The organism is Microcoleus sp. N9_B4, from assembly GCF_036701635.1.
GTDB lineage: Bacteria > Cyanobacteriota > Cyanobacteriia > Cyanobacteriales > Microcoleaceae > Microcoleus.
The window spans coordinates 15,613-32,431 of the sequence record NZ_JAUBRC010000007.1 but is presented as its reverse complement, the minus strand read 5'-3'; the positions used below and the strand labels follow the sequence as shown (position 1 = coordinate 32,431).

The following is a 16,819-nucleotide window of genomic DNA, read 5'->3' as shown; positions in this document are numbered from 1 at the left end:
ACACTTAGTTAATACTGCAAAAATGTCTAAACCAATTATCCTATGTGTTGACGACGAAAAAGTAGTTTTACACAGCCTCAAAACCCAGCTAAAATCAGCCTTTGGGAATGCTTACTTGTATGAGCTAGCGGAAAATCCCGCCGAGGCTTTAGAGTTAATTGATGAATTAAATGACGAAGAAGTTTCGATCATCTTGATTGTATCTGATTGGTTAATGCCAGGAATGAAAGGAGATGAATTTTTGGTTAGAGTTCATCAAAAATTTCCGAACATAGTAAAAATTATGCTGACCGGTCAAGCCGATGAAGAGGCAGTGAACAGGGCTTTTGACGAAGCCAACCTCCATCGGTGTTTGCCGAAACCTTGGTCGGAATCAGAGCTGATCGAAACCATTAAAACGGCTTTATCACTATGACCAAACAAGTCATTATTTGCGTTGACGATGAAAAAACTATTTTGAAAAGTCTTAAAGCTGAATTAAAAGAGACTTTAGGCAATACTTATCAGATTGAAATTGCCGAAGGAGGTAAAGATGCCCTAGAGTTAATTGCTGAATTGCTCGAAGACGGGTATGAAATCCCTTTAATTATCTCGGATTACGTGATGCCTGACATGAAAGGAGATGAATTGTTGCGGCTAGTTCACGACATTTCTCCCAAAACTCTCAAAGTGATGCTAACTGGTCAGGCTACTATTGAGGCGGTAGGAAATGCCATCAAACAGGCAAAACTATACCGCTACATCGGCAAACCTTGGCAAACTGAAGACTTGAAATTGACTGTGACAGAAGCCGTCCACAGTTACAGTCAGGATAAAAAACTAGCCGAACAAAATGCCGAACTTCGCCAAATAAATCAGCAATTAGAATTTGCGCTGTCAGAGCAATTAAAATTAACAGAAGCTGCTAAACGCTTTGTGCCGAATGAATTTGTCTCGCTGCTAAGCCACGATAGCTTGAGCGACGTTCGACTCGGCGAGAGCGTAGAAAAGGAAATGTCAATATTGTTTTCCGATATTCGGGATTTTACGGCTCTTTCTGAGAAAATGACACCGCAGGAAAATTTCAATTTTATTAATTCCTATTTGAGTCGAATGGAGCCAAGTATTATTACAAACCAGGGATTTATTGATAAATATATTGGCGATGCAATTATGGCGTTGTTTGGCTACTGTGCAGACGATGCAGTCAAGGCAGGAATTGCTATGCTGCACAGTCTCCACGAATATAATCAACATCGCATTAGTTATAGCTACGAACCTATTAAAATTGGGATTGGCATCAATACGGGTTCATTGATGTTAGGAACAGTCGGGTCAACTAACAGGATGGACAGTACGGTGATTGGCGATGCGGTGAATTTAGCCTCGCGGGTGGAAAGCTTGACGAAAAGTTACGGGGTGTCGATGCTGATTACTAAAAATACTTTCTTAGAGTTGCGCGATACAGCAAGTTACGCAATCCGAAATATTGGCTGTGTTCGAGTGAAAGGTAAATCGGATTTGCTGACGATTTACGAAGTCTTTGATGCAGATGCACCCGAAGTGAAAGAGGGCAAGTTAGCAACTTTGCCCGTATTTTTAGAAGCGCTGTATAACTACGCTGCTGCTAAACATCAAGAAGCGGCAGAACTGTTTGCTGATTGCCTGCGAAAGAATCCCCTGGATCAGGTGGCGCACAATTATCTGCAACGCTGTCAGGAATTGCAGGTAATTTTGCCCCAAAGTCTATCGGACTTTATTTAATATATTCCGGGACAAAGAAGTGATGAATCACAACTTGGGAGAAAAACAATGATTATTTTATTGAGTCTCTACTATTCAATCAAAATCCTGTTTTTCTACTCTCTATGTGAGAAACGTGCTTTCTCGGAACAATCTTGATTTTAGTAACAAAAAATATACTCATTCACCGGGTTTATGAGCGTCGAGTTTCCGGCGTCCTAAAGGAGAGAACAGTCTCATAGGATTTTAGATTTTAGATTTTAAATTTTGTAGGGATTGGAATCTGGCATACAGTTGTATCTTTAAGTGCTTTCTGTTGAGTTGAAAACAAGGTTATTTTGGTAAATGAAATGATACAAACCATCACTCAAAACTCCCCTATCCACTGCCAACAATGAAGTTTCGAGCAATCTCCTGCAACCGCAACAGCGGCCACCATATCTGAACTGGGAATTAATTCCATTAAAGACCATCTCGATGCTTCTTCGGGGTTGTCTTCAACATTTAACAGCGCGGCAGGTTCTCCTGGTGCTAGGGTGACATCAAACTGATTCAGGGCAATAGAAAGTCCTTTACCGACTGCCTTGATATAGGCTTCTTTGCGAGTCCAGCAGGTGAAAAAAGCGCGGGGTTGGAGATGTTCTGGGAGCGAAAGCAACACAGAGTGTTCTAAGGGTGAAAAAAACTTTTCAGCAATTTCTAGGCAAGGAAATTTGGGATTTATGCCTTCAATATCGACACCAATATCTCGATTTTTGGTAATCGCAATTAGAGCTATTCCGCCAGAGTGAGACAAATTGAAACGCAGGGTGTTTCCACCTTGGGCGGCGATGAGAGAGGGTTTGCCGTAGGGATTGTAGTCAAAGCGCAAAATGTGAGGATTTATGTTAAGATAGCGACTCAGAATCGCTCTGAGTGCGCCACGACTCACAATAAATTGCGATCGACCTTTGGGAAAGTGAAAACCCTCGGCTTTTGTCCGCTCGTCGGTAGAGAGAGTCTGTTGTAAACTCTGCAAGCAAGATTCTGTTTGAGCCAGAGACACGCGCCAAACATGAATTTCGCCCAGATCCAATGTCAAGTCTTGCGGTGGAGAATTCCACGAAGGAACAACAGCAATCATATATTTATCTTCTTTTCTTAGTCACCTCATCCAGCATTCCCAGAAATAGGCAAGATGGCTGTTCTACTTGTGTTCTATTTTTAGAAACAGGCAAGATGCCTGTTCTACTTGGAGAAACAGGCAAGATGCCTGTTCTACAACAGATGAATTTCAATCGCTAGTGTTAATAAATCCAAGTTTGCACAACTTTTCCCGCTAATTGCTGTCCCAACCAAGGCGTATTTGCCGATCGCGACTTCAGACTATGCCCGTCAACAGTCCAACTCATTTCCGGGTCGAACAAAATCAACTCAGCAGAGACTCCCGGTGCAACTGTGGGGGGGATTTGTCCGAGACAAACGGCCGGGCCTGCGCTCAACACTCGCCACAGTTCCAAAGCCGAAAATTCGCCAGTTTCTACCAGTCCGTGCCATAGCAAAGGCAAAGCTAATTCCAAGCCGATCGCCCCCGGCGGACTATCAGCAAAAGCCACAGTTTTCTCCTCATAAGTATGCGGATTGTGGTCGATCGCGATCGCATCAATTACACCATCTTTCACAGCTTGAATCAGCGCTAATTGGTCGCTGAGATTGCCCAACGGCGGTTCAAGGCGTAAATTCGGATCGTAGGCCAACGAAGCAGTCAGAGCATTTTTTCCGCCAGAATCTTGAGAGTTTCCTGAAATTGCCCCGACATTCAACAGCAAGTGCATCCAAGTAACACTCGCAGTCACCGGCAAACCCCGCGCCTTCGCATCTCGAATCAATTCCACACTGCGCGCCGTAGAAACGCGCATAATGTGCACTCCTGTGCCCGCAGATGCCACCAACTCCAGGATTGCCGCCAAAGCCGAAGTTTCCGCACTCGCCGGAATTCCAGGCAAACCCAAGCGCACCGACAGCGCACCCTCTCTCACCGCGCCATTTCCTGCCAAAGTTCGATCGCACGGCCACAAAGCCACAGACTTGCCCAAAGGCTTGATATACTCCAGCAAACGCCTCACCAGAGCCGGATTAGACAGCGGCAAACCGTCCGCAAAACCCACCACTGCACAGGAGGCCAGCTCGCCCAACTCAGCCATCTGCTGCCCTTTCACGCCCGCTGTCAGCGCGCCCCAAAAATACAAGCGGGGCAGCCCGGGAGACAAATTGCGGATATGTTGCTGCAACAAAGCTAAACCGGCCAAATTGTCAACAGGCGGCGAGGTATCCGGCAAAATCGCCACTCGCGTAAAACCGCCAGCCGCCGCAGCCTGCATCAAAGATTCCAGCGTTTCCCGATCCTCAAAACCCGGTTCTCCGCTGTGACTGTAGATATCAGTTAACCCCGGCCCCAAAATCAGTCCCCGGCAATCCCGCACTTGGGTGTCAGCGGGAAACTCAGCAATTTTTTCCTCAACTGCTTTGATATTACCTTCAGCAATCAGAATATCAGCGATGCGATCGCTCCCTGAAACTGGATCTAGCACTCGTACATTTTGTAGCAGTTCGCGGCTCATATAGCAGAAGGAAGAAGGAAGAAGGAAGAAGGAAGAAGGAAGAAGCAACCCACCGCATAAGTTTCAGCAATTAAGAACTTCCTAAAGGTGGGGGGCAGTTGCTATAAAAATTCCAACATTTTTCAGTCGGGCGAAGCGTAGCGGAGGGCGTTCCTTCCGCTACGGGTTCGCGCTCAGCACTTTACTAATTACAGTGCTCCGGCTGCTGTTTGGTCAAAAACGCCGCCACTCAAATGAGTTGTGACATTCATCGCCTGTAATACCGGCAAACCATCGGGGCCGTGGGGATAGTCAATGACGCTAACTGCGCCGTTTCCTTGTTTGAATTTCCAGAAATGTTCTGGTTCCAAACCGAATAGGTGGCAGAGAATTGCTTTGTTAATGGCGTCGTGAGCAACGACAATCCCAGTACCAGAAACAGATTGTACAATTTCGCGCCAAGCTGCGATCGCTCTCTGCCAAACTTGCTGCAAATTCTCTCCTTCCGGCATTTGCACATTTTCAGGAGATGTTTTCCATTCTTCTAGCAAACCCGGATAGGATTGTTCGATTTCTGATTCAAATTTTCCTTCCCAAAGTCCGTGGCTGATTTCTCTCAACTCATCGCGCAGTTCCAGTTGCAAACTGCCGTGATATTTGAGAATAATTTCCGCAGTTTCTTTAGGGCGCAGCATCGAACTGCTAATGGCAAAATCTAATTTTACATCCTTGAGAAATTCTGCCGCCCGCCGGGATTGTTCGCGGCCGTTATCGTTGAGAGGTACGTCAATTTGCCCTTGAAATTTACCTGCTTTATTCCAGTCTGTTTCGCCGTGACGCACCAGCAACAAGCGCGGGCCTTGGTGTCCGTCCCTCGGTTTGGGAAAAATTTCCCCGGTATGGGAAGTTAAATTGACCGACTCTAATTGAACTGCAACTTTCTTTTTTGGCTCTCCAAGTGCGTTGTTGGTAACAGGGGAAGTTCCAAAATTAATGACGCTAATTCCGCAATTTGACTGTTGAATTGATTGATAGTAATCCGGGGTAATTTCTGAGGCGGTGGCGATGAGAGCGCGGTTGATTCCGTTGTGACCTATTACTAGAATTGTGCCGTCTTGGTGGCGCGATAAAAGTTCTTGCCAAAAATGACGGGCGTTAGCAAAAATTGCCAATACGGGAAAGTGTTCGATTTCTCCGTCAGCAGATGGCAGTTTCATGGAAAATTTGTCGGGCTGTCTTTGCCACTGCTGATATGCTTCGGGGAATTTGTCTATAGCATCTTGACGCAGCATTCCTTCCCATAGAGGCAAATCGATTTCCATCAAATTATCAGTTGGCTGGAGTTGTGGCGGATTTGTCAAGCGCGACAGGATGATTTCCGCTGTTTCTTTGGCTCGTTGCAGGGGACTGGTATAGGCGGCATCAAAGGCGATACTGCTGAGTGTGTCGCCTACTTGCAGGGCGGCGCTGCGGCCTGCTTCTGTCAAAATTGATTTATCGAGGCGGCCTTGGATGCGGCGTTCTTGATTGTAGGTGCTTTTGCCGTGACGGACTAAGATAATGCGAGTCATTCGATTTTAGATTTTAGATTTTAGATTTTAGATTTAGCCTGTTACCGCGCTTCGGGTGCGCGGTTCACGCCTTACCCAGTCTTCGGGTGCGAGGCGAGTCAAAAAGATGAGCCAGTGAAATTTTACCAGTTGTCGGGATACTCTCGTCTGCAACGACCTATGATTAAAGACGGAAAAGATTTAGCCACGGATTCGCGCGGGACGGAAAAGCAGTAATGACACTGAAGCGGGTTATTTTAGGTATTTTAACGGCGATCGCGATCGCCCTGGTCGGTTTATCTTTACTTGCTAGTTGGAATCAGCCGCAAATTCAAAGCCGGCTGGAACTCTACCAGACAAATTTGCTGCTGCACGCCTCGGAGTGGCAAGGAGAAAATAATCAGAGTGTTAATTTAAGTTCGGCGCGCAACAATATTGTCGGTGCAGATCCTTTAAATACGGCTTTGACGCAATATCAAGAAGCGCGAGACTCGACTCGCAAAACTCTCGAAACAACTCAATCACAATTTAAAGGAATTCAGGCGGCTATTGCCTCCAAGTCGGATGATAATACTCTAAATTTGGCTCAAAACAAGGCTTTATCAGAGTCGATCAATCAACAGTCAGTGCTGCTAAACGAACTTGACTTGCGATTGGGAATTTTGCAGGCAAGCAGTGGCAAAACTGACGTAGCTCTCCAAACTTGGAAAAATTTAGTTGAGCGCTACCAAACTAAAATTGATGACGATGCTTCGGTGGTAACTGCTCAAGTTTTAACGGGAATTTGGAGCAATCCGGCTCAACTGCTGCCAGATGCCGAGCCGCGCATTCAAAAGTCTTTGGATGGCTGGTTTCGCTATCGCGCTCTAGCTCAAATTTACAAGCTGCAAGAACGTTCTAAAGAGCTGGTGGCGCTGCAAGCAGCAGAGCAAGCAACGGCTGAGCAAGCTGTAGAAAAGCTGGCAATTATAGTTGGTGTTCCGGCGATATCACTTTGTATTGGTACGGTTTTGCTGGTTGGTTTGACCGTGCAGTGGCTGTTGCAGCGGAAGCAGTTAGAGAAAGCAGATTCGGGGCCGCTGTTGGCGCGAAATTCGAGCTTGACTTGGGATGTGCCTTGGGATGGTGAGATTGTTTGGCAGGTGCTTGTGGTCGGCTTTTTCTTTGTCGGGCAAATCTTGATTCCCTATTTGTTGCTGCCTGTTTCTCTGGCTGTTTTAAAACTCAATCCAGCTACTTTTGACCCGCGCGATAAGGCTTTTTATATCTTTGCTACTTATCTGTTGCTGTCGGCTGGGGGGCTTTCGGTACTGTATTTTTCGGTCAAGTCTTTTTTGCCTTTGCCGGAAGGTTGGTTTCGGATTAATTGGCGGGGAAGTTGGTTTTGGTGGGGTTTTGGCGGCTATTTTGTTGCTTTGCCTTTGGTAGTTTTGGTGTCGCTGATCAATCAGCAATTCTGGCAGGGACAAGGTGGCAGTAATCCGATTTTGCCGATCGTTCTCGAAGGTAGGGACAATGTGGCTTTGGCGGTGTTTTTCGGCACTGCTGCGATCGCGGCTCCGGTTTTTGAGGAAATCGTGTTTCGGGGCTTTCTACTGCCTTCTCTGACTCGCTATTTGCCTGTTTGGGGGGCGATCGCTGCTTCTGCTTTCTTGTTTGCCGTGGCTCACTTGAGTGTGTCTGAGATTCTGCCTTTGGCGACTTTGGGTGCGGTTTTGGGGTTTGTGTACACGCGATCGCGCAATCTACTTGCTCCTATGCTTCTCCACAGTCTTTGGAACAGCGGTACTCTCCTGAGTCTGTTTCTTTTGGGCGGCGGCGCGAGTTAATTCGGGCGGTTGTTAATAATTGTGAATTAATCGGTTTTTTTTGACAGCGATGGTCAGGGCGATCGACTCTTGCCATAAATAGCAGTAGGGTTCTCGGTGCGCCCCTGATATCTAGCCCGGTAAAATAACCGGAATTCCCATAGGGCGGGTTCACCTTAATCTGTAATATTAGCCACAGATTCAGATATACCCGCCCCGGTTCCTTACTTTAGCGGAAAAATAGGGTTTAACATGGAAGTAATATCTTGTCGGCTGATGATTGAGAGACTGGCGCGGGCGATCGCACCAAACGGAAGTTGACAATCCGGCTAATTTATAGCTAAATTTTAATTTAGGATGAGGCTTAAACCGAATGAGCAATTTGAACAGCCGCAACTTAGAGGGAACGCCGAGTTGGATGCGTTTCGCACCCTACGCAGCCTTGGGCATTTTAATATTTTCTCTCAATTCAGGCAGCGAACTAAATTATTTCTTGAGAGGCTACTTGGTCATTCTACAGGCTCAAGCCGGTATAGTTCTGCTGTATTTTGCGATGTCTAAGTTTCGCAAAAACCCAAATAAATGAGTAAAAATTAGTAAGATTACTTAGCTAGCTCGTTAAATGTCGAGAGTTAAAGGTCGAGCGCGGAAGTTAAAATAAAAAACTGGGGAAAGTAAAAATGGTAAAAGATAAAACCGTAGCAGTTGTGTTAGCTTTCTTTGTAGGAGGTTTCGGAGTTCACAAATTTTATTTGGGCAATAACTTAGCAGGGGTATTATACTTGCTATTTTCTTGGACATTAATTCCGTCACTGATCGCATTTTTCGATTTTATCGGCCTGCTGCTGATGTCGGAACAAGCTTTTCAGGTTCAGTACAATGGCGGAATGTTGCCGTCTGGATATGCCCTCAGAGCGGCAAAAGATGTAACTGGGGCGATCGGCGAATTGAAAAAACTTTACGATATGGGCGCAATTACGGCCGAAGAATATGAAGAAAAACGCCAAAAACTGTTGCGAGAATTGTAATTAAGAAGGAAGAAGGAAGAAGGAAGAAGGAAGAAGGAAGTTCGGCAACGGATTATGTAACGGATGCAACGGATGTCAGGAAGAAGGAAGTTCGGCAACGGATTATGTAACGGATGTAACGGATGTAACGGATGTAACGGATGTCAGGAAGAAGGCAGAAGGAAGAAGAAAGCCCACTCTTAAAAAAGTGGGAGTGAAATAAGTAAGTGTGAGATCACAACTATTATTTAAGGATAAAATTAAAGTGTCTCAAGATTTATACTGGCTGCGTCAAACTCCCAACTGGGTGTGGTATGCTTTTATTCCCTACTTCGGCGGATTGGCGATCGCCTATGCAGGCCAAAAATCAAATATTCGTAGTTGGATGGGATGGGGTGTTGCCATTACTTTAGCAGCACTAGCGGTATCTTCTTCAACTAATTTGGGTACGATCGTGTGGATTGCTCAAATTGTCACTGCTTTTAGTTTGAAAAAGCGCTATCTGATCAAAACCGCACCTAGAGGCTTACTGGTTCCTGCAACTGCGACAAATGCCGAAGAACTGGCAAACGTGCGCGGCAAAATAGATATTAATGAGTGTACCAAAGACGATATGGTCAGAATCTTGGGTTTGCCGATCGTCTACGCCAACGATATTGAATCTTTGCAAAACGAAGGCTACATTTTCACTCACGCCGAAGAGTTGTCAGAAATAGCCGGAGTTCCCGAAAGTCACGTCAGACGCATCGCCCCGATGATTTGCTTCAGCTACAATTATCAAAAAGAATTGCAGTTTACTTGGAAACGGTTAAATATTCTTTCGCCGGAAGAGTTAATCGCCAGCGGTTTAGATCGATATGTTGCGGAAAAAATAGTTAGAGAAAGGCAGAGAAAAGGCGCTTACAAATCAGTTGTCGAAGTCAAGCGGCGGACGGGACTGCCTTTTGATTCCTACCGCCATATTTGTTAATTTACAGTTGTTAGCACGAACAGCTTATGACAACAAAATTAGAAGTTGACAGACAAAAATTGTATGATACAGATTACCTGAAATGGATTGAAACCACTGTGGAAAAGTTGCGGGTTCGCGACTATTCAAACATCGACTGGGAAAATCTGATTGCAGAAATAGAAGACATGGGGCGAAGTGAACGCCGGAGTTTAGAGAGTAATCTGGTGGTAATTCTCCTGCACTTGCTCAAGTGGCAATTTCAACCGGATCAAAGAAGCGGTAGTTGGAAAGGCAGCATTGTCGAACATCGCAGACGCATTCGCAAATCTCTGAAAGATTCCCCCAGTCTCAAACCATATCTTGAAGAGGTACTGGCTGAATGCTATGCGGATGCAGCAGAACAAGCAAGTGCTGAAACTGGATTGCTTGTAGAGACGTTTCCGAAATTATGTATCTACAGTGCTGTCGAGGTTCTAGATTCTGAATTTTTGCCAGATTTTCTGCCAGAGGAGATGATTCAAGGGTAGTATGGCAACAAAGCTCGATCGCCTGCTGGTAATTGACATTAAATGCACCTGCTGGTAAAAATCTCCCCCTGCAGGCGGGCTCAGCGAAATTATAAAAAACAATATTTATCCTCTTGACATTTACAAAAAATAATGATATCTCAATATATTGTGAAACTCGTACTTTTCCCTAGCATCAACTCCAAACCAGGGTAAGTTTTCAAGAATCTGCCTTAAATATCAGTGGTAAGCTATCTGAATTATTATTGAAATGCAAAACGACACAATAGTAGCAGTACCGCTAACATCAAATTATGTCTGACTCTCCTCCATCCCAAATCTCCCCAGAAGCTGCACCGGAAAGTGCTGCTACCGAAAACCGCAGTGCCAAAACTAGGCAACTGTTGGGCATGAAAGGGGCCGCTAGTGGGGAAACTTCCATCTGGAAGATTCGCTTGCAATTGATGAAACCGATTACCTGGATTCCCCTAATTTGGGGCGTGGTGTGCGGGGCGGCGTCTTCTGGAAACTATGTTTGGAACCTAGAGAATTTCTTGATCGCAGCAGCTTGTATGTTGATGTCAGGGCCGTTGCTGACCGGGTACACTCAAACTTTGAACGATTTTTACGATCGCGAAATCGACGCCATTAACGAGCCCTACCGTCCAATTCCCTCCGGTATCATCTCGATTCCCCAAGTAGTAACACAAATTTTAGTATTATTAGCCGCTGGCATTGGGGTGGCTTATGCTCTAGACTTGTGGGCGGGTCATGAATTCCCGATAATGACTGTTTTGACTCTCGGCGGCGCGTTTCTAGCTTATATCTACTCGGCGCCCCCGCTGAAACTCAAGCAGAATGGCTGGTTGGGAAATTATGCCCTGGGTGCTAGCTACATTGCCCTGCCTTGGTGGGCGGGTCAAGCTTTGTTTGGTACACTAGATCCCACCATTATGATCTTGACCCTGTTTTATAGTTTGGCAGGGCTGGGGATTGCGATCGTCAATGATTTCAAAAGTGTTGAAGGCGATCGGCAATTAGGGTTAAAATCTTTACCAGTGATGTTTGGCATCAGCACCGCAGCTTGGATTTGCGTTTTGATGATCGACATCTTTCAAGCTGGGATTGCAGGCTACCTGATCAGCATCCACCAAAACCTTTACGCCGTCATTCTGCTGCTGCTGATAATTCCCCAAATTACTTTTCAGGATATGTACTTTTTGCGTAATCCCCTGGAAAATGATGTTAAATATCAGGCAAGTGCTCAGCCTTTCCTGGTTTTGGGTATGCTGGTAGCAGCCTTGGCACTGGGTCATGCGAGTTAAGCAGAGTTTTGAGGTTTGAGTTAAAAAATTTTGAATTCAAAAAATCTAATTCACTTCTCAAAAAAATACCAAGCTCTGCAGCGTTAAGAAAAGTTTTGAATTTTGAGTGGTGAATTAAAAAATTTTTAATTCAAAAAACCTAATTCAAGGCAGCGTGTTATTCAAGAAAAAATGTCGAATTAAAAATTAAGAATTTAAGAAAGCTAGCTTTTTGAATTTTTAATTTTTAATCGGACTTGATGAGGTTTGAAGGTCTGAACGTGGCAGAATTTTTCTCAAATATCAAAGATACATTGAGCAAAGTCACTAACGCAATAAGCGGTAATTCCGATCGAGAACCGCCGAAGGATGCGAAGGGCAATAAGCTCAACTCGCCGGAATCGGAGGCGGAATTTTCTCCACGGACAAGGGATGAGCGATCCGAGTATGTGGTATCAGAAGATGCTGCGCCTCTAGAAGAGTCAGAATATTTAGAGTCAGAATATTTAGAGTCAGAATATTTAGAGCCAGAATACGCTCGATATCCAATAGTCAATCGCAATTGGCAAGGGTTGAAGCGCTTAATTGCGTGGTTGGAAATTGAACCTCAAGTTACCAGCTTGCAAACCAAGGGAAAAGAATTGTTGCGGCCGGGATTAAGTTTGCTGGGAACTAAATCCCCCCAAAAATCGGATAGTAGCGAATTGCCGGAAAATAGCGCATCGCCGAACACCCAACTGCAGATAAATACGGCACTACAGGAAAATAGCGCACCGCAGGAAAATACTAAAAAACGTATCCCCCGCCGTCCTAAATTTTGGATAAGTTTAGGTGTGGCTAGTATAGGCGGGGGCGCTTTAATCTACGGTTTATGGATTTTGTACACCTTAGACAAAGGTTTGCCCGATGTTAACGATTTGTCAGCGTTTAACCGCGACGGAACGCTGACAATTAAGGCGGCAGATAATACGATTTTGTTGCAGTCGGGGCCTGCCACTAGAGATAAACTGAAACTTAAAGAAATTCCCGAACTGTTGGTTAAAGCTTTTATTGCCATAGAAGACCGCCGTTTTTATCAACATCGCGGGGTGGATTATCAAGGTATTGTGCGATCGATTGTTTCTAATTTGATAGCGAGAGATTTAGTGCAGGGCGGCAGTACAATTACGCAACAATTGGCTCGCGTTGTTTTTCTTAATCAGGAAAGAAGTATTAGGCGGAAGGTTCGGGAAGCTCTTTTAGCTCAGAAAATAGAGCGGGAGTTGAGTAAAGACCAAGTTTTAGAAAGATATTTAAATCTGGTTTATTTGGGTTCGGATGCCTACGGAGTGGCAGATGCAGCTTTGGTTTTCTTTAGCAAAACAGTCGATAAATTAACTTTGGCAGAGATGGCAACTTTGGCGGGTTTGCCGCCGGCACCGAGCGAATATTCGCCTTTGGTGAATCCCGATATTGCGAAGCAACGCCGCAATCTTGTGCTGCAACAAATGCAGGAAGCGAAGGTAATTACAGAGGCTGAGGCGAAGGAGGCGATGGCGGAACCTATTGCCGTTAAACCAAGTCCGCCGAAGCGATTTAAAGTGGTCGCGCCTTATTTTGCTAGTTACATTCGGAAGGAATTGCCGCGCTATGTTTCTCAGGATGCTTTGGAAGCTGGCGGTTTGACTGTCGAGACGACGGTGGATTTGAAGTGGCAGAAAATAGCGGAACAGGTTGTTAAAAATGCGATCGAAGTTGATGGCAGCCGTCAGGGTTTTGAACAGGCCGCTTTAGTTTCTATGGACACTAAGACTGGGGAAGTTAAGGCCCTGGTAGGAGGTGGAAATTTTAAGGAAAGTGAATTTAATCGCGCTACGCAGGCTTTGCGGCAGCCCGGATCGACGTTTAAAGGGTTGGTTTATGCCGCGGCGATGGCGGCTGGTTTTTCTCCCTATGACGGTTACGAAGACGAACCAATTATTATCGACGGCTATCAACCGAATAATTATGGCAAAAAATTTAGCGGTTGGCGATCGATCTCTGATGCTTTGACGCGTTCGGTGAATGTCGTAGCTGTGAAGGTGTTGATGGATGTGGGTTTTGAACCGGCGATAAAAGTAGCCCACGATATGGGAATTAAGTCTAAATTGAGTCCGATTTATTCCCTGGCTTTGGGTTCTTCGGAGGTGAATTTGCTGGAGTTAACCAATGCTTATGGTACTTTAGCCGCGCAAGGGAATTTTATTGAAGCCCACGGAATTAAGCGGGTGATTAATCAGCGGGGAGATGTGATTTATCAGGCTGATTTTAAACCGAAGCGGGTTTTGGATAAGGATAGTGCTGCGATTACTACTTGGATGTTGGAGGGTGTTGTGCAAGACGGTACGGGGGGGCCTGCTGCTTTAAACGATCGCGCTGTAGCAGGCAAAACTGGTACTTCGGAAAATGTCCGGGATTTGTGGTTTATTGGTTACATTCCACAGGTTGTGACTGGGGTTTGGCTAGGGAATGATGACAATTATCCCACCTGGGGAACTAGCGGTACGGCGGCCTATAATTGGCGCGATTTTATGAGTCAAGCTGTTAAGGGAATGCCGGTAGAGAAGTTTCCGAAGTTGCCGAAGTTGGAGGGCCGCAAAGGCAGTATTAAGGCGAAACCAGTGCAGCCTAATAGGATTATTCGGGGGATGATTGTGACTGAGGATGGGGCGATCGTACCTTACAATCCTAATCCTGAACCGAAGTATTACCCACCGCAAGAGCCTGCTTATCAAGAACCGGCTTATGAAGAGCCTGCTTATCAAGAACCGGCTTATGAAGAGCCTGCTTATCAAGAACCGGCTTATTAAAATATCGGTTTGGAGTAAAGACTTTACTCCTTTTTCAATTGCTTTAGCCTCACCATAAAAAAGCCGTCCATGTGATGTCTGTGCGGCCAAACTTTCACCCATCCTTCGGGTGATGGCTGTACGGGTAAATCAATTGTTGGCGGTTCGATTTGCCAGTGAGGATTGCTGTCTAAGAACGATCGAATAACTGTTTCATTTTCCAAGGGATGAATTGTGCAAGTTGCATAAACTAATATGCCGCCCGGCTTGACAAATGTCGCTGCATTTGCTATCAATTCGGATTGCAGTTGAGATTGTTGTTGAATATTTTCGGGCGTGTGGCGCCAGCGGGCGTCGGCGCGACGGTGGAGGGTTCCGAGGCCGGAACAAGGTGCGTCTAGTAAAACTCTGTCTGCGAGGTTAACAAACTCTGGGAAATGGCGGCTGTCTCCGGTATGAATTTTAATGGATTTCATCTGGAGTCTGTCTGCATTTTCTTTAAGTTTTTTGAGTCTGCTGGCGGTTTTGTCGCAGGCATAAATAGTGCCTTCATCCTGCATTAATTCGGCGCTGTGGGTGGTTTTTCCTCCCGGCGCGGCGCAGGCGTCGATGATGGTTTCCCCTGGCTGGGGCCCTAGTAAATGGGTGACTAATTGAGCGCTGCTGTCTTGGATTGTCCACCAACCTTCGCTATATCCAGGGAGGTTTTGAATTGCGCCGGTGCTACCATTTAGTCTTAATGCTTGTGGCAAGTGTGGGATTCTGCTAGTTGAGATGTTGTGGGTTTTGAAGGCAGCTTCGATTTGGGCGATCGAGCTTTTTAAGGGATTGATTCTCAGGTCAATTGTGGGGGATTGGTTGAACCATTCACATAGTTGTTCGGTTTCGGTTTCGCCTATTTGTTCGATCCACAATTCTATTAGCCAGTCGGGGAAACTGTGGATAATTCCTAAGCGTTGGACTGGGTTTTCGGGTAATTTTAGAGAATTCAAACCCCCCCCAGCCCCCCCTTGGTAAGGGGGGGAGTTAGAGGTAGTTTTAGTCTCTGCTTGGTGTTGGGAATTCAAACCCCCCCCAGCCCCCCCTTGGTAAGGGGGGGAGTTAGAGATAGTTTTAGTCTCTGCTTGCTCAGGGGAATTTGCACCCCCCCCAGCCCCCCCTTGGTAAGGGGGGGAGTTAGAGGTAGTTTTAGTCTCTGCTTGCTCAGGGGAATTTGCACCCCCCCCAGCCCCCCCTTGGTAAGGGGGGGAGTTAGATGTTGTTTTAGTCTCTGTTTGCTCAGGGGAATTAGGAAGACTCTTAGCCCCCCCTTGGTAAGGGGGGGTTGGGGGGGTTAAACGGGTATACTGTCGCAACAAACCGTTGACAAAACTGCTGAGTCCTGAAAATCCGTTTTCTTTTGCTAGTTGAACGGTGGTGTTGACGGCGGCGGAGGGGGGAATCTGGTTGAGATATTCGAGTTGATATAAGCCTAAATGTAAGATGGTGCGGAGTTCGGGCGGTTGTTGGGAGGATGTCTTTGTGGCTAGTTTGTCGATGATGAAGTCGATCGATCGCATTCTCCTGACGCTACCGTAAACTAATTCTGTCACCAAACGCCGATCGAGGTCGTTGAGTTGAGAATTACTGAAAGCGCGATCGAGTGCGGCATCTGCGAATGCACCTCGGCGGTGGACTTCGCGGAGTGCGAGAAAAGCTATTTGGCGGGGATTTTGCATAGTTAAGATATGGGGGTCTAGAAACCGGGTTTTTTACGATAAGACGCGTTACAGCCCGCAGATTCGGTGAAAAACCCATTTTCCGATCGCCCGTGATTCGAGGACTATTATAATCTCAAATGTCCTCTGGATTTATGCCCATTTCTCGGAGTTTTTCTGAAAGGCGATCGGCTTTTTGTCGTGCTAACTCTTTCTCCTGTCGTTCTTGTTCCATTTGTTGTTGCGCTTGTTCCATTTGCCTTGACAACTCCACATAAGACAAAAACTTTAGTCCGTCGGGACGATAAATTTCTAAATCTCCCGATCCAGTTTCAAAACGGATTTCCAAACGCGGACTTACCCAACCCTCCATTGATTCAATATAGTTGAGTTCTCCATCACTTCGCAGCCAACCCATTAACTCATTATCCTCTGGATCGTAGACATAATATTCTTCGACTCCATAATTCTCGTAGAACTTAAACAGCTTAAACATTGCTGTCATGCGGTTTCCCGGCGAGATAATTTCAAAGACAACTTGCGGCGCAATATGATCTTCAAGCCACTGTTGGTAGGAACCTCTGTCACCTTTGGGTCTGCCAAAGACTACCATTGTATCAGGTGCTTGGCGAGTTTTGTTATCTCCTTCGACGGGATACCACAGCAAATCACCTGCTACAAAGACATTTTCGTTGTCTTTGAATAAGGCATCTATTCCGCCTTGAAGTTTTACTATTAATTGGAACTGTTTGGTATTGTCAGACATGGGTTTTCCGTCGCTGTCTGGGTAGATGATTTCTGGCAAAGTTTGAGTGGGAATTGTTGTTGTCATGGGGATGACTCCATTGCTAGTAGCATCAATTTCTATTTTAGATCTATTTTATAGG

The 16,819-nt window shown here is 45.8% G+C and carries 14 protein-coding genes; 9 read left to right on the top strand and 5 right to left on the bottom strand.

Annotated elements, in window-relative coordinates:
- Positions 1-22: 22 nt before the first annotated feature.
- Entirely contained in the window at positions 23-415 is a 393-nt protein-coding gene (locus QUA43_RS06510; RefSeq protein WP_333372078.1) for a response regulator, read from the top strand.
- Positions 412-1,743: an adenylate/guanylate cyclase domain-containing protein gene (locus tag QUA43_RS06505; RefSeq protein ID WP_333372077.1), complete on the top strand. Its 1,332-nt coding sequence runs from the start codon at positions 412-414 to the stop codon at positions 1,741-1,743. The genes QUA43_RS06510 and QUA43_RS06505 overlap by 4 nt, the downstream gene beginning before the upstream one ends.
- A 346-nt stretch (positions 1,744-2,089) precedes the next feature.
- Here the strand turns inward: QUA43_RS06505 and QUA43_RS06500 are convergent, their stop codons facing one another.
- From QUA43_RS06500 to QUA43_RS06490, 3 genes are all read right to left on the bottom strand, one after another.
- A complete protein-coding gene (locus QUA43_RS06500) occupies positions 2,090-2,845 on the bottom strand; it encodes a 4'-phosphopantetheinyl transferase superfamily protein (protein WP_333372075.1) in 756 nt (251 codons plus the stop codon).
- 163 nt (positions 2,846-3,008) lie between these two features.
- The gene (locus QUA43_RS06495) at positions 3,009-4,322 is read right to left on the bottom strand and encodes a dihydroorotase (RefSeq protein WP_333372073.1); all 1,314 of its coding nucleotides are present in this window, start codon (positions 4,320-4,322) and stop codon (positions 3,009-3,011) included.
- A 188-nt stretch (positions 4,323-4,510) separates the two neighbouring features.
- The gene (locus QUA43_RS06490) at positions 4,511-5,872 is read right to left on the bottom strand and encodes a histidine phosphatase family protein (protein WP_333372072.1); all 1,362 of its coding nucleotides are present in this window, start codon (positions 5,870-5,872) and stop codon (positions 4,511-4,513) included.
- A gap of 215 nt (positions 5,873-6,087) precedes the next feature.
- On the opposite strand from QUA43_RS06490, the gene QUA43_RS06485 reads away from it, so the two are divergent.
- From QUA43_RS06485 to QUA43_RS06455, 7 genes are all read left to right on the top strand, one after another.
- Positions 6,088-7,680, top strand: coding sequence for a type II CAAX endopeptidase family protein (locus tag QUA43_RS06485; RefSeq protein ID WP_333372070.1), 1,593 nt, complete (start codon positions 6,088-6,090; stop codon positions 7,678-7,680).
- A 352-nt stretch (positions 7,681-8,032) separates the two neighbouring features.
- Positions 8,033-8,245, top strand: a complete 213-nt coding sequence (locus QUA43_RS06480; protein ID WP_333067199.1) for a hypothetical protein — start codon at positions 8,033-8,035, stop codon at positions 8,243-8,245.
- Positions 8,246-8,339: 94 nt separating this feature from the next.
- Positions 8,340-8,687, top strand: coding sequence for an NINE protein (locus QUA43_RS06475; protein ID WP_333372068.1), 348 nt, complete (start codon positions 8,340-8,342; stop codon positions 8,685-8,687).
- 208 nt (positions 8,688-8,895) lie between these two features.
- Entirely contained in the window at positions 8,896-9,636 is a 741-nt protein-coding gene (locus QUA43_RS06470; protein WP_333372066.1) for a helix-hairpin-helix domain-containing protein, read from the top strand.
- A 26-nt stretch (positions 9,637-9,662) separates the two neighbouring features.
- On the top strand, positions 9,663-10,145 hold the full coding sequence (locus tag QUA43_RS06465) for a DUF29 domain-containing protein (protein WP_333372064.1): 483 nt from the start codon (positions 9,663-9,665) through the stop codon (positions 10,143-10,145).
- A gap of 293 nt (positions 10,146-10,438) precedes the next feature.
- Positions 10,439-11,449 carry a chlorophyll synthase ChlG gene (gene chlG / locus QUA43_RS06460; RefSeq protein WP_333214815.1) on the top strand — a complete coding sequence of 337 codons (1,011 nt, stop codon included), beginning with the start codon at positions 10,439-10,441 and terminating at the stop codon, positions 11,447-11,449.
- 239 nt (positions 11,450-11,688) lie between these two features.
- Positions 11,689-14,256, top strand: a complete 2,568-nt coding sequence (locus QUA43_RS06455; RefSeq protein ID WP_333372062.1) for a penicillin-binding protein 1A — start codon at positions 11,689-11,691, stop codon at positions 14,254-14,256.
- 23 nt (positions 14,257-14,279) lie between these two features.
- Here QUA43_RS06455 and rsmB read toward each other — a convergent pair whose 3' ends face one another.
- Positions 14,280-15,953: a 16S rRNA (cytosine(967)-C(5))-methyltransferase RsmB gene (gene rsmB, locus QUA43_RS06450; RefSeq protein ID WP_333372059.1), complete on the bottom strand. Its 1,674-nt coding sequence runs from the start codon at positions 15,951-15,953 to the stop codon at positions 14,280-14,282.
- A 115-nt stretch (positions 15,954-16,068) separates the two neighbouring features.
- Entirely contained in the window at positions 16,069-16,764 is a 696-nt protein-coding gene (locus tag QUA43_RS06445) for a Uma2 family endonuclease (protein ID WP_333372057.1), read from the bottom strand.
- Positions 16,765-16,819: the final 55 nt, after the last annotated feature.

What these genes read in the sequence shown, in the direction of transcription:
- QUA43_RS06445 (WP_333372057.1), bottom strand. Translation starts at nt 16,764, where the DNA reads ATGACAACAACAATTCCCACTCAAACTTTGCCAGAAATCATCTACCCA.
- QUA43_RS06455 (WP_333372062.1), top strand. Translation starts at nt 11,689, where the DNA reads ATGAGGTTTGAAGGTCTGAACGTGGCAGAATTTTTCTCAAATATCAAA.
- chlG (WP_333214815.1), top strand. Translation starts at nt 10,439, where the DNA reads ATGTCTGACTCTCCTCCATCCCAAATCTCCCCAGAAGCTGCACCGGAA.
- QUA43_RS06465 (WP_333372064.1), top strand. Translation starts at nt 9,663, where the DNA reads ATGACAACAAAATTAGAAGTTGACAGACAAAAATTGTATGATACAGAT.
- QUA43_RS06480 (WP_333067199.1), top strand. Translation starts at nt 8,033, where the DNA reads ATGAGCAATTTGAACAGCCGCAACTTAGAGGGAACGCCGAGTTGGATG.
- QUA43_RS06495 (WP_333372073.1), bottom strand. Translation starts at nt 4,322, where the DNA reads ATGAGCCGCGAACTGCTACAAAATGTACGAGTGCTAGATCCAGTTTCA.
- QUA43_RS06485 (WP_333372070.1), top strand. Translation starts at nt 6,088, where the DNA reads ATGACACTGAAGCGGGTTATTTTAGGTATTTTAACGGCGATCGCGATC.
- rsmB (WP_333372059.1), bottom strand. Translation starts at nt 15,953, where the DNA reads ATGCAAAATCCCCGCCAAATAGCTTTTCTCGCACTCCGCGAAGTCCAC.
- QUA43_RS06505 (WP_333372077.1), top strand. Translation starts at nt 412, where the DNA reads ATGACCAAACAAGTCATTATTTGCGTTGACGATGAAAAAACTATTTTG.
- QUA43_RS06510 (WP_333372078.1), top strand. Translation starts at nt 23, where the DNA reads ATGTCTAAACCAATTATCCTATGTGTTGACGACGAAAAAGTAGTTTTA.
- QUA43_RS06490 (WP_333372072.1), bottom strand. Translation starts at nt 5,872, where the DNA reads ATGACTCGCATTATCTTAGTCCGTCACGGCAAAAGCACCTACAATCAA.
- QUA43_RS06475 (WP_333372068.1), top strand. Translation starts at nt 8,340, where the DNA reads ATGGTAAAAGATAAAACCGTAGCAGTTGTGTTAGCTTTCTTTGTAGGA.
- QUA43_RS06500 (WP_333372075.1), bottom strand. Translation starts at nt 2,845, where the DNA reads ATGATTGCTGTTGTTCCTTCGTGGAATTCTCCACCGCAAGACTTGACA.